9 protein-coding genes are annotated in these 12,323 nt (G+C 72.3%); 7 read left to right on the top strand and 2 right to left on the bottom strand.

Annotated elements, in window-relative coordinates; genetic code table 11:
- Positions 1 to 79: 79 nt before the first annotated feature.
- The gene (locus ACFQ2V_RS17435; protein ID WP_386054127.1) at positions 80 to 1,648 is read left to right on the top strand and encodes an Hsp70 family protein; all 1,569 of its coding nucleotides are present in this window, start codon (positions 80 to 82) and stop codon (positions 1,646 to 1,648) included.
- Positions 1,649 to 1,674: 26 nt separating this feature from the next.
- The gene (locus ACFQ2V_RS17430) at positions 1,675 to 2,229 is read left to right on the top strand and encodes a hypothetical protein (RefSeq protein ID WP_386054126.1); all 555 of its coding nucleotides are present in this window, start codon (positions 1,675 to 1,677) and stop codon (positions 2,227 to 2,229) included.
- A gap of 53 nt (positions 2,230 to 2,282) precedes the next feature.
- Here the strand turns inward: ACFQ2V_RS17430 and ACFQ2V_RS17425 are convergent, their stop codons facing one another.
- A complete protein-coding gene (locus ACFQ2V_RS17425; RefSeq protein WP_386054125.1) occupies positions 2,283 to 5,114 on the bottom strand; it encodes an FAD-binding and (Fe-S)-binding domain-containing protein in 2,832 nt (943 codons plus the stop codon).
- On the opposite strand from ACFQ2V_RS17425, the gene ACFQ2V_RS17420 reads away from it, so the two are divergent.
- The 5 genes from ACFQ2V_RS17420 to ACFQ2V_RS17400 all read left to right on the top strand — a co-directional run bounded on the left by ACFQ2V_RS17420 (position 5,113) and on the right by ACFQ2V_RS17400 (position 11,369).
- The gene (locus ACFQ2V_RS17420) at positions 5,113 to 5,808 is read left to right on the top strand and encodes a GntR family transcriptional regulator (protein ID WP_386054124.1); all 696 of its coding nucleotides are present in this window, start codon (positions 5,113 to 5,115) and stop codon (positions 5,806 to 5,808) included. The two genes, ACFQ2V_RS17425 and ACFQ2V_RS17420, sit on opposite strands and share 2 nt — an antisense overlap.
- Before the next feature lie 151 nt (positions 5,809 to 5,959).
- Complete coding sequence (serA, locus tag ACFQ2V_RS17415; RefSeq protein ID WP_386054123.1) at positions 5,960 to 7,171, top strand: phosphoglycerate dehydrogenase; 1,212 nt, start codon at positions 5,960 to 5,962, stop codon at positions 7,169 to 7,171.
- A gap of 133 nt (positions 7,172 to 7,304) precedes the next feature.
- Positions 7,305 to 8,351 carry an acyl-CoA dehydrogenase gene (locus tag ACFQ2V_RS17410; protein ID WP_386054122.1) on the top strand — a complete coding sequence of 349 codons (1,047 nt, stop codon included), beginning with the start codon at positions 7,305 to 7,307 and terminating at the stop codon, positions 8,349 to 8,351.
- A 104-nt stretch (positions 8,352 to 8,455) separates the two neighbouring features.
- Positions 8,456 to 10,363 (top strand): asparagine synthase (glutamine-hydrolyzing), encoded by a 1,908-nt coding sequence (gene asnB / locus ACFQ2V_RS17405; protein ID WP_386054120.1) that lies wholly within the window; start codon positions 8,456 to 8,458, stop codon positions 10,361 to 10,363.
- Between the two features lie 136 nt (positions 10,364 to 10,499).
- Positions 10,500 to 11,369, top strand: coding sequence for an alpha/beta hydrolase (locus ACFQ2V_RS17400; protein ID WP_386054119.1), 870 nt, complete (start codon positions 10,500 to 10,502; stop codon positions 11,367 to 11,369).
- Here ACFQ2V_RS17400 and ACFQ2V_RS17395 read toward each other — a convergent pair.
- A complete protein-coding gene (locus tag ACFQ2V_RS17395) occupies positions 11,322 to 12,167 on the bottom strand; it encodes a DUF4118 domain-containing protein (protein WP_386054117.1) in 846 nt (281 codons plus the stop codon). The two genes, ACFQ2V_RS17400 and ACFQ2V_RS17395, sit on opposite strands and share 48 nt — an antisense overlap.
- Positions 12,168 to 12,323 lie beyond the last annotated feature (156 nt).

The raw sequence follows: 12,323 nt of genomic DNA, 5'->3' as shown, positions 1-12,323 counted from the left end.
TCTTCCACCTCCTGACCGCCGACCACCACAACCGTCAAACCTCTTGCCTGCCGGCAGCGGCTTGACATAGGAGAAACGCATGGATCTCGGCCTGGACTTCGGTACCACGCACACGGTCGTCGCCCACGGAGATCGGGGCAACTACCCCGTGGTCACCTTCCTCGACGAGGAGGGCGACGCCCGTGACCACTTCCCCTCTGTCGTCGCGGACGACGGCGGACGACTCGTCTACGGCTTCGCGGCGCTCGCGGCGGCCGGACGAGGTATGCCGTCCACCCGGTCGTTCAAGCGCCTCCTCGCCGAGCCCCGGGTCACGCCCCACACCTTGATGCGCGTCGGCGAGCGCGAGGTCCCGCTCCTCGACGTGCTCACCGGGTTGTTCTCCGCCGTGCTGGACGCGCTCCGCACCGCCTCGAGCATCGACGAACGGCTCGACCCCTCGGAGGCGCCGCGCACCATGCTCGGAGTGCCCGCGCAAGCGGGCAGCGCCCAGCGCTTCCTCACCCTGGAGGCGTGCCGACGCGCCGGGTTCGACGTCGCAGGCCTCGTCAACGAGCCCTCGGCTGCCAGCTTCGAGTTCGCGCACCGGCAGGCCCGCTCCATCACGTCGCGCCGCGACCTCGTCATCGTCTACGACCTCGGAGGCGGCACCTTCGACGCGTCGCTGCTGCGGCTCTCGGGCACCCACCACGAGGTGCTCGACTCGTTCGGCGTCAACCGGCTCGGCGGAGACGACTTCGACGAGGCCCTCGCCACGACCGTCCTGCTCGCTTCGGGCCGGGCACGGGCAGGTCTGGGCGAGGCGGCGTGGGCGGCCCTGCTCGAGGAGTGCCGCGAGGCCAAGGAGCGCGTCGGCCCGCAGTCGCGCCGCATCGCCGTCGAGGTGCCCGACGCGGACGGCCAGGACACCACGACCGTGACCGTTCCCGTGGACGACTACTACGCCGCGGTGACGCCACTGGTCACGGCGACGACCGAGGCCATGGAGCCGCTCGTGCAGTCCCTGAAGGCGTCCGACGGTCACGGGGACGAGCTGCAAGGCGTGGCCGGCATCTACATCGTCGGCGGTGCGAGCGGCCTGCCCCTGGTCCCCCGTCAGCTGCGGACCCGTTTCGGTCGCCGCGTGCACCGCTCCCCCATGCCGAGCGCCTCCACAGCCGTGGGCCTCGCCATCGCCGCCGACCCCGACGCCGGGTTCTCACTGCGCGACCGGCTCTCGCGTGGCTTCGGCGTCTTCCGCGAGCGTGACGGTGGTGCTGCGGTGTCGTTCGACCCGGTGCTGGACCGGTCGCTGCACACCGGCGAAGCGCTCGCCGACTCGCAGCACGCCGAACCCGTCGTCGTGACGCGCCGCTACCGGGCCGCCCACAACATCGGCTGGTTCCGCTTCGTGGAGTACTCCTCCGTGGACGACCAGGGAGAGCCCCGCGGAGACCTCGCTCCCGTGGCCCAGATCGTCTTCCCCTTCGACCCGGCCCTCCAGGAGGCGGTCGACGAGGGTTCGGAGCTGCGCGAGCTGCCCATCGTGCGGCTCGAGTCGGGCCCGCTCCTCGAGGAGCGCTACACCGTGGACCCCGCGGGGATCATCGAACTCTCCCTCACCGACCTCACCACTGGCTATCGTCAGGAGCACGTACTCCGCGCCTGAGCGGGTCCTTGCTGGGGGGTGAGGTCATGCAGTCTCGAGATGGGGGCACGCGTCGCTCTGCGCTGCTTGCGACCGGGTCGGTTCTGGCCCTGTGTCTGGGGGCGGTGCTCGCTGTCTGGGCCTTCGGCGCCGGTCCGGCGCGGACGCAGGCCACGGCCGGCGACCCACCGGGCAGCTCGGCGGCGGCGCAGCGACCTGCGCAGGCCACCGGCAGCAGCACCGGACAGCGCCCGGGCCGGGTGAGCGGAAAGGATGCGAAGGACCGCGACAGGATCGCCGCGAGCGAGGACGCCACCGCCCAGCAGACGGCGGGCCGACCGGGGCTGCCCCAGGGCCCGTCGTTCGTCGGCGACGTGGGCACCTACCTCGTCGGGCGCGGCATACCGCCGGGAACGTACGAGTCGGCCGGCGGCCACGCCGGCCGCACCTGCCACTGGTTCCGGCTGAAGGGCCTGACCGGGCGGCCGGCCGACGTCGTCGCCTCCGGATCGACGAACGGACCCGCGCGGGTCACGATCCTGCGGACCGACGCCTTCTTCCAGACCAGGGACTGCGCAACGTGGAGTAGGGTCGCCGCGTGACCGTTCGGGCCGCGGGCAACCGTGGCGAGTCGGTGCCGTGACGACCCGGGCGCTCAGCCCTCCGTCGTCGCCGGGCGGCGAGACGCGTCGGGGTCGAGCAGCTGGGCGAGGTGCAGGCTGCGTCGCTGACGAAGGTCTGCGACCTGCGTGCGACAGGAGAACCCGTCGGCGAGCACGACGGCGTCGGGTCTGGCGTCGATGGCGGGCAGCAGGTTCTGCTCCGCCACCGCCAGCGACACGTCGTAGTGGCCGATCTCGACACCGAAGTTGCCGGCGAGCCCGCAGCACCCCGCGAGGGTCTCGACGGTCGCACCGGTGGCGGCGAGCAGGTCGGCGTCGGCCTTCCAGCCGAGGACGGCGTGGTGGTGGCAGTGCGGCTGGGCTATGACCGAGGTGCCGGTCAGGTCGGGGCCGGTCCAGCCCGGGGTCTCGGCGAGCAGCTCGGCGAGGGTGCGCACCCGTGACGAGACCAGCGCGGCGTCCTCGTCACCGGAAAGGAGCTCGTGCACGTCGGATCTCAGCACGGCGGTGCACGAGGGCTCGATCCCCACGATGGGCACACCGGCGCGTGCGTCGTCGGCCAGGGCCGCCACGGTCCGGCGCAGGATGGTCCTGGCCGAGTCCAGCTGGCCCGTGGTGATCCACGTCAGTCCGCAGCAGACCGAGCCGCTCGGCAGGCGCGGCTCGTAGCCGGCGTCGCGCAGGACGCGAACCGTGGCCTCGGCGACCTCGGGAGAGAACGCGTCGGTGAACGAGTCGGCAAACAGCACAACGGGTTTCAGGTCCGACTCAGCCCGCTGGAAGGTGCGCCGGAACGGCCGGCGGGCGAAGGCAGGGATCGACCGCCGCCGGTCGACCCCGGCGAGCCACAACGACAACGAGCCGACGACGGGGAGGGTGAGCGCCCGGTTGGCCAGGCCCGGCACGCGGCCGCCCAGGCGAGCCCACATCGGCAGCTTCCCGAGCGAGTAGTGGGAGCGCGGCCGCAGCCTGCGCCGGTACGTCTGGTGCAGCACCTCGGACTTGTAGGTCGCCATGTCGATGCCGGTCGGGCAGTCGGACGCGCATCCCTTGCACGACAGGCACAGGTCCATCGCGTTGTGCACCGCGGGGTCGGACCAGGGCAGCTCGCCCCGCACGACCTCCTGCAGCACCCGGGCGCGCCCTCGGGTGGAGTCCTTCTCCTCGCGGGTGGCGAGGTACGACGGGCACATGACGCCGCCGGCCGCCGAGTTGTCGGCCCGGCACTTGCCGACCCCGGTGCAGCGGTGCACCGCCTGGGCGAGGTCGCCGCCGTCGTGCGGGTAGGCCATCGCCAGGTTGCGCACCGGGAAGCGCCCGGCCGGCCGCACGTCGGCGTCGAGGGGGTCGGGCTCGACGAGCACTCCGGGGTTGAGCAGGTTGTCGGGGTCGAACGCGTGCTTGATCGCACCGAACAAGGAGATCGCGTCGGCGGAGTACATGTGGGGCAGCAGCTCGGACCTGGCGCGACCGTCGCCGTGCTCCCCCGACAACGAGCCGCCGAATCCCCCCACCAGTTCGGCGGACTCAGTGAGGAACTCGCGCATGACGCTCGTCCCGTCGGGCCGGTCGAGCGGCAGGTCGAGCCGCACGTGCATGCAGCCGTCGCCGAAGTGGCCGAAGGGTGCGGAGGTCATGCCGTACGCGCTGACGAGGTCGTCGAAGGCCGCGAGGTACTCCCCCAGGCGCTCGGGCGGGACGGCGGCGTCCTCCCACCCGGGCCACGCCGGCTTGCCGGAGGGCGCCCGACCGGCCAGGCCCGCGCCGTCCTCACGGATCCGCCACAGCCGTGCCTGGGTGACGGGGTCGTCGACGACCTCCGCGTCCTCGCCGAGGCCCTCGCCCGCCAGGCGTCGGGCGCGGGTCGAGACCTCCTCGAGGTCCTCACCCGCGAACTCGACGAAGAGCCAGGCCCGCCCGTTCGGCAGGGGCGGGATCGCATCGGGACCTCGCCGCGCCCGCAGCACGTCGATGAGGCGGGAGTCGAGGCCCTCGCACGAGGTCGGCCCGTGAGCGACGACGGCCGGCGCGGCCCGGCCGGCAGCGACGATGTCGGGGAAGCCGAGCACGACGACGACGCGGACCGGGGCGTCGACGACGAGCTTCACGGTCGCGCGGGTGATGACGCCGAGCGTGCCCTCGGACCCGACGAGCGCCTGGGTGAGGTCGAACCGCTCGGGCAGCAGGTGGTGGGCCGCGTAGCCGGACACCTGCCGACCGAAGCGGTCGAACTCGGTGCGGGCCGTCGAGAGGTGCCGGGACATGGCGGTGCGGACGTCCGCCACCAGGTCGTCGGCGCCACGGGCGAACGGCACACCGCTCGGGTCGTAGCCGGTGGCGAGGTGAACACCCGCAGCCGTCAGCAGCTCGAGGCCGGCCACGTTGTCGGAGGTACGCCCGTACGCGAGCGACCGGGAGCCACAGGCGTTGTTGCCGATCATCCCGCCGATCGTGCACCGCGGGTGCGTCGAGGGGTCGGGCCCGAAGCGTATGCCGTGGGGCGCGGCTGCCTTCTGCAGCACGGCGTGGACCGTGCCCGGCTCGACCACGGCGGTGCGGGTCTCGGGGTCGACGGACAGGACCCGGTTCATGTGGCGCGAGAAGTCGAGGACGACACCGCGCCCGACGGCGTTTCCGGCCACCGACGTGCCGGCACCACGCGCGGTGATCGGGACGCCCGTCTCGCGCGCGACGGTGAGGGCGGCGACGACGTCGTCTACCCCCCGCGGGCGGACGACCGCGAGCGGGAGGATGCGGTAGAGCGACGCGTCGGAGGCGTACATGCTGCGCGTCCCCGCGTCCGCCCGTACCTCGAGTCCGGCGCCGACCAACGCGCGGGTCACGTCGGTGGAGAGCTCAGCCATGGGTAACATGTTACTCATGGTCCAGCTGGCGCTCCCCCATGGCGCTCCCTCCCTCGCCGAAGCGGTGGTCGACGCGGTGCGCACTGGGGTGGCCGCCGGCGAGCTCGTCCCGGACGACACGTACTCCGTCTACCAGCTGGCAGACCTGCTGGGCGTCTCGCGCAGCCCGGTGCGCGAGGCCCTGCTGCGCCTTGCCGAGGCCGGGCTCGTGCGGATCGACCGCAACCGAGGCTTCCGGGTGCTGACACCGAGCGCCCACGACATCGAGGAGATCATCGAGATCCGCCTCGCCCTCGAGCCGACCGCTGCCCGGCGCGTGGCCGAAATGGCCGACGACGAGGAGCACGCGGCCATCCGTGACACGTTCGAGGCCATGGACGCGGCGCTGGACGACGAGGAGCGGTTCTGGGTCGCCGACCACGCCCTCCACGACCGTCTGATGCGCGCGAGCGGCAACCAGCGCGCCGCCACCATCATCGACCGGCTCCGTGCCACGACGGCGTTGCTCGGGCCGCCCACCACGACTGCCGGGCGCACGTTGCGCGAGATCCGCGACGAGCACGAGCCGATCGTGACCGCGATCCTGACCCGCGACGGCGCCGCGGCCGAGCGGGCGATGCGCGACCACCTCGAGCACACCGGACAGCTGCTGGCCCGCAGCGTGGCCCGCACGACGTCCTCCGGAGGTCCGTGACGGCAATGCCCGGCGAGACCGTCTCAACCCGCGCACCGCTTCGCGCCTGCGCCTCAGTTCCGGGCACCCTTGAGGCCCGACAGCACCACGACCGACAGCAACCACGAGATCGGGACTCCGGCACCGACCGGGAGCCCCAAGGGAGAAGAGCGTGAAGGTACTCCTGTTGGAGAACGTCCACCCCGTCGCTGCGGAGACGTTCCGCCGCAACGGATTCGAGGTCGAGGTCCAGGCCGGGTCGCTGAGCGAGTCGGACCTCGTGGAGGCCCTGTCCGGAGTCTCGGTCCTCGGGATCCGGTCGAACACGAAGGTCACCCAGGCCGTCCTCGACGCAGCGCCCGACCTGCGGGCCATCGGCTGCTTCTGCATCGGCACGAACCAGGTCGACCTCACCCACGCCACCAAGCTCGGCGTCGGCGTCTTCAACGCGCCGTTCTCCAACACCCGCAGCGTCGTCGAGCTCGTCATCGGCGAGATCCTCGCCCTGGCGAGGCGTCTCCCCGAGAAGACGCAGCGCATGCACGACGGCATCTGGGACAAGTCGGCCAAGGGCGCCTACGAGACCCGCGGCCGCACGCTCGGCATCGTCGGCTACGGCAACATCGGCACCCAGCTGTCCAACATGGCCGAGGCCATCGGCCTGCGCGTCGCCTTCTACGACACCGCCGACCGCCTCGCGCACGGCAACGCCCAGCGCATGGGATCGCTCGACGAGCTCCTGGAGGCGTCCGACTTCGTCAGCATCCACGTCGACGGCCGTCCCGGCAACGCAGGCCTCTTCGGCGCCGAGCAGTTCTCCAGGATGAAGCCCGGCTCGGTGTTCATCAACGCCTCCCGGGGCATGGTCGTCGACGACGTCGCCCTGCGCGAGCACATCCTCAGCGGCCACCTCTCCGGAGCCGCGATCGACGTGTTCCCCGTCGAGCCCAAGGCCCAGGGCGACCTCTTCGAGTCGCCGCTGCGCGGGCTCGACAACGTCATCCTCACGCCCCACGTCGGGGGCTCGACCGGTGAGGCGCAGGAGGAGATCGGCACCTTCGTGTCGGGCAAGCTCTCGGCGTACATGGCGGACGGCGCCACCGCCCTGTCGGTCAACCTCCCCACCGTCGCCCCGGCTCCCCGCGAGGGCTCCTTCCGGATGGCGCTGCTGCACCGAAACGTCCCGGGCGTGCTGGCCTCGATCAACCGCACCCTTGCGGAGGCCGGCGCCAACGTGGTCGGCCAGTCGCTCGCGACACGGGGGGAGCTCGGCTACGTAATCACCGACACCGACGTGCCGATGTCGGCCGAGACGCTGGAGTCGCTGCGCCACGTCGCGGAGGCCGTGCACCTCGAGACGTGGCCCGAGGACGCCCCTCGGTGACCGCCTGAGTCGGGCGACACCACGCATCGCCGGGCGGGTGCCGGGCCGAGCCGGCGCCCGCCCGTGGCCGTGGGTATGGAACGGGCGTGACCGCCCACGTGCCTCCCTCGCCCGACACCCTGCGGGGGGATCCGTGCTGAGCTCGGCGGTCCGGCTCCGCGACGGGTCGGACGATGCGCTCGAACGCCTGGCCTCGGAGGTCGGCGAGACGAAGGACCCTCTCGACGCCATCGCGCTCGCCGACCGACGCCCGGAGGCGTTCCCGCACCCCGGTTCGGGCCACACGGTGGCACTGTGGGAGTCGCTCGCCACCGTCGCCGCGACGAGCCTCACTGCGGCTCGTGCGATCGAGCCGCACCTCGACGCCGGCGCCATTCTCGACGAGGCGAGACGGGCCGGCCACGCCGTGCCGGCCGTTCCCGACCGGTCGACCTGGGGTGTCTTCGCCGCGGAAGGGCCAGGTGCGCGCCTCACGGCGGACCACCACGACCCGGGGGTCCGGCTCTCCGGTGAGAAGCCCTGGTGCTCCCTCGCCGACCGGCTGAGCCATGCCCTCGTCACGGCCTGGGACACCGAGACGACCCGCCGGCTGTATGCCGTCGAGCTGGGTCAGGCGAACCACGTGACCGTCCGTCGCGCGAGCTGGGCTGCCCGTGGGCTGGCAGACGTGCCCAGCGGTCCTGTCGGCTTCGACGGCTCGGCAGCGACAGCTGTCGGGCCCTCCGGGTGGTATCTCAAGAGGCCCGGATTCGCTTGGGGCGGAATGGGAGTCGCCGCCATCTGGTTTGGCGGGGCCGTCGGAGTGGCACGACGCCTCACCGCTGGCGGCCGCGAGCCCGACCAGGTCGCGCTCATGCACGTCGGTGCCGTCGACGCGACCCTCTGGGCTGCCCGGGCGGTGCTCGCCGAGGCTGCCGCCCGCATCGACGACGGCCGCGCCGGCGGGGCGCAGGGCGCGGTCCTGGCCCTGCGCGTGCGCCGTGTCGTCGCCGCGGCTGCGGAGGACGTGCTCGAGCGGGTGGCACACGCGACCGGCCCCGCCCCGCTCGCGCTGGAGGAGGAGCACGCCCGCCGCGTGGCCGACCTGCAGCTCTACGTGCGGCAGGAGCATGCCGAGCGTGACGCCGCGGCTCTCGGGCGCGTCCTGCTCCCGAACGGCGTGACCAGACCCCCGTGGTGACGGTCAGAATCCTCGGTGACGCGGCTCAGCGTCCTTTCAGCGACAGCCCCACATGATGTCTCTCGACCGTTGACACCCCCGTGACCGGGGACCGGAGGGAACGCATGTGTGGCATTGCCGGCTACTTCGGGCTCGACAGGGATCCCGCGCTGCTCGAGCGGATGGCGCTCGAGCAGCGTCATCGTGGACCTGACGACGCCCGGATCCTCGTCGATGCGCCGGTGGGTCTGGCGCATCAGCGTCTCGCGATCCTGGACCGGGCCGGCGGCGCCCAGCCGATGACCTCGTCCGCCGGCCGCTACGTGCTCGCGTACAACGGGGAGGTCTACAACTACCGCGAGCTGCGCACCGAGCTCGAGGGCCTCTCGAGGACCTTCGCGACCGAGAGTGACACCGAGGTCGTGCTCCAGTCGTTCGCACAGTGGGGGCCCGCGGCGTTCGACCGCTTCAACGGCATGTTCGCCCTGGCGATCTGGGACCGCCAGGCCCGGACGCTCACCCTGGCGCGAGACCACTTCGGCATCAAGCCGCTGCACCTGTGCCGTGTGCCGTCCCGTGAGCCAGGCGACGGGTCGCAGTCCGCCGACGCGTGGCTCTTCTCCAGCGAGATCAAGCCGATCCTCGCCAGCGGCCTCTACCAGGCGAGGCCCGACGACCGCACCATCTACCGCTACCTGCGCTACCGGGTCCACGACGACGGCGCCCAGACCTTCTTCGACGGCATCGAGAGGGTCCTCCCCGGCGAGATGGTCACACTGTCGGCGGACGGCATACGGCGGCAGATGTTCACCAGCCTGCGCGACGACCTGACGAGCAGCGAGGCGACGACGGAGGGCTACGACGACGCTGTCGCGGCAGCGTTCAGCCAGCGGCTGACCAACGCGGTTGCGCTGCGGCTGCGGTCCGACGTGCCGGTGGGTACGTCCCTCTCGGGCGGCCTGGACAGCTCAGCCATCACCGTCGCCATCGACCGCCTCCTCGCCGAGGACGCCGGCTCGACGGAGGCCGTCGGTCCGCGACAGCGCACGTTCTCGGCCGTCTTCCCGGGCTACCGCAACGACGAGGAGCGCTACGTCGACGCCGCCGTCGGCGCGTGCACCCACGGGGTCAGGTCGCACAAGACCCGTCCCACCTCCGCCGATTTCCTGCAGGACGTCACGGACTTCGTGCGGGCACAGGAGGAGCCCGTCATCTCGATGGGGCCGTACGCCCAGTACCGGGTGATGAAGGACGCCAGCGAGTACGTCACCGTGATGCTCGACGGGCAGGGAGCGGACGAGCTGCTCGCCGGGTACGTGCCCCAGCTCGTCGTCCATCTGCGCGACCTGCTCTCCCGCGACCGTCGCTCCGCCCTCCGCGAGCTCATCGCATCCAGGGACGTCCTCGCCCGCCTCGCCACCTCGAGGACCCGCACCCTCCTCACCCGCCGCAACACGACCCCCGACCTGCTCCGACCCGAGTTCTCCCAGGCCCACGCGACCGAGTCGTATGCCGTCCCGACTGGGAGCCTGCGCGCGCGCCTGGTGCACGACCTGTTCGTCGGGTCGCTCCCCGCGCTGCTGCGCTACGAGGACCGCAACACGATGCGCTTCTCGATCGAGGGCCGCGTGCCCTTCCTCGACCCCGACCTCGTGCGCACCGTCTTCACGCTCAGCGACGACGCGATCATCAAGGGCGGGTGGAACAAGCGCGTCCTGCGCGACGCGACCGACGACCTGCTCCCGGCGTCGATCAGCCGACGCCGCAACAAGATCGGGTTCACGACGCCGCAGAACGAGTGGTTCCACGAGCAGCGAGAGTTCGCCCGCGAGGTGTTCCGGTCGCCCTCGTTCGGGCAACGGCGGTACTTCGACTCCGCCGCGGCGCTCACGGCCTTCGAGCGCTGGCTCGACGGTGCCGGCGACCTGGACTCGATGGCCTTCTGGCGCCTGATCAACGTCGAGCTCTGGCTGCGCGAGTTCATCGACGGTGCACGTGCCCTCCCCCTGACCTCGACCGTCGAGGCAGCCTGACCGTCCGCGCACTGCCCGGCGTGACACTTCCCACGTCCACCGGCCGGAGGTGCACGGACGCGCCTTCTCCCCACGCTGTTCACAGGCTGGTCGGTCAGACTGCCGACTTTGCTACGACGCACGACAAGGATGCTCAGTGGACCGACCACCACCCGGACGCCCGGCGCCGACGGGACGCCGCTCACGCGGGACGCTGCGCGAGCGGCTCGCCCTCGCCTGCGTCGCGCTGCTGACCCTGGTCGTCGGAGCGGCACCCGCCGTCGCCCAGTCGGTGAGCGACGGAGTACCCGTGGCAGTCACCGGCCCGGCGGCCACGGTGCTCAGCACCGACCCCCACGGCCAGGGCCGTCTCGTCGAGGCGTTCGGCGACGTCCGCCGCGCACGCCGCATCGCAGTCATCGTGCCGGGCGTGGGCTGGAACGCGTCCCTGCTCCAGGACGAGACGGAGGCAGGACGCCGGCACCCTGCCGTGCAGGCCCGCAGCCTCCTCGCCGAGATGCAGCGGTCGTCCCCGCGCACTCCGGTCGCGGTGGTGGTCTGGCTCGACTACGACCCCCCGGCCTGGATCGACGCCGACGCCGCGCGGTCGGCTCGTGCCGTGGACGGCGCACCTCGGCTCGCATCCTTCGTCGACCGGCTCCCACGCTCGGCCACCGTCAGCGTGGTCTGCCACAGCTACGGCTCGGTGGTCTGCGCCCGTGCCGCACCCCACCTGCGCATCGCCAACCTCATCGTCGTCGGGTCACCCGGCATGGACGTGTGGACCCGGTCCGCACTCCACACCCGGGCCGACGTGTGGGCCGGCGTCGCACCCGACGACCCGATCGGGCTCGTGCCCCACACCCGCGTCGACGGCTTCGGCCATGCCGCCGACCCCACGGCGCCGACCTTCGGCGCCCGACCCCTTCCCGTCGGTGGTGCACACGGGCACAACGGCTACCTCGTCGCCGGCACCGAGTCACTGCAGGCGATCGCGCTGCTCGCGACGGGCACCCAGCCCCGGTAGCCGGTGCAACCGCTCTGACGGCGTGACCAGTTCCTCCCGGTCGCCGTCCACGGGTCCGGACGCCGCGGGCCAGGCCGCCGCCATGCGATCGGCGAGCAGCAGCGCGATCCGCATCTGCTCCTCGGTCGGACGGACGATGTGCGTGGAGCACACGACCCGGAAGTGGCCCATCAGACGACCGTGTGCGCAGACCGGCAGGGCGGTGAAGGCGTCGGTGGGCAGGGCTGCCCTACCGGCCGGCAGTACTCGGCCACCGAACCGGACCTGGCCGTTCAGCGTCACCACCGCGTCGTTCCAGGCAGGGTGACCAGCGACCCACTCGGCGCGGTCGGCTCCGAGCGCCTGGGTGATCGCCGTCGCGATCGTGCGCGCCGCATGGTCGACGGTCGCGGTGGGCGGAAGCTCCAGCAGCTGCGCGAGGCCCCGGAGGTACCCCTCCCGCACCTGGGCGGCGGTCCTCTGACGCCGTCCCCACGAGGCGATCTCGGTGACTGCCACTCCCACCACGAGAAGCGCGACGGCGAGCTCGACGTCGTCGTGGCTGCTGATCGAGAGCGAGTGGTAGGGGGCGACGAGGAAGAAGTCGAAGCTCAGGGCCGCCGACAGGGCCGAGACGACGCCGGCCAGCCGGTCGCCGTAGGCGGAGGCGGCCACGACGACGACCACGAGCGCCATCGCTGCCGTGCTGCCCTGCACGGCGTCGCGGACGGCAGCGAGGGAGGCCGCCACGGCCACGGGCGAGAGGAGCGCCGCCCACCTGATCCAGGATCGTCGTCGTGCGAGGTGGTTGCCGTCCATGCCTCAAGCGCACACCCGGACGGTCGCCTCGCAGCCCGCGAACGGCGGATCCTGACGCGATCTTGACGGCATCCTGACGGGTCCGCTGTCGGCGATCTTGACGCGATCTTGACGCCTCCGCGGCCTGCAGGTGGGGGCGTCGTCGATCGGAGGCTG

Origin of the sequence: Terrabacter terrigena (genome assembly GCF_042676085.1) — a bacterium.
GTDB classification, from domain to species: domain Bacteria; phylum Actinomycetota; class Actinomycetes; order Actinomycetales; family Dermatophilaceae; genus Terrabacter; species Terrabacter terrigena.
The sequence above is the reverse complement of the archived record's forward strand: the minus strand, read 5'-3'. Positions and strand labels throughout refer to the sequence as shown.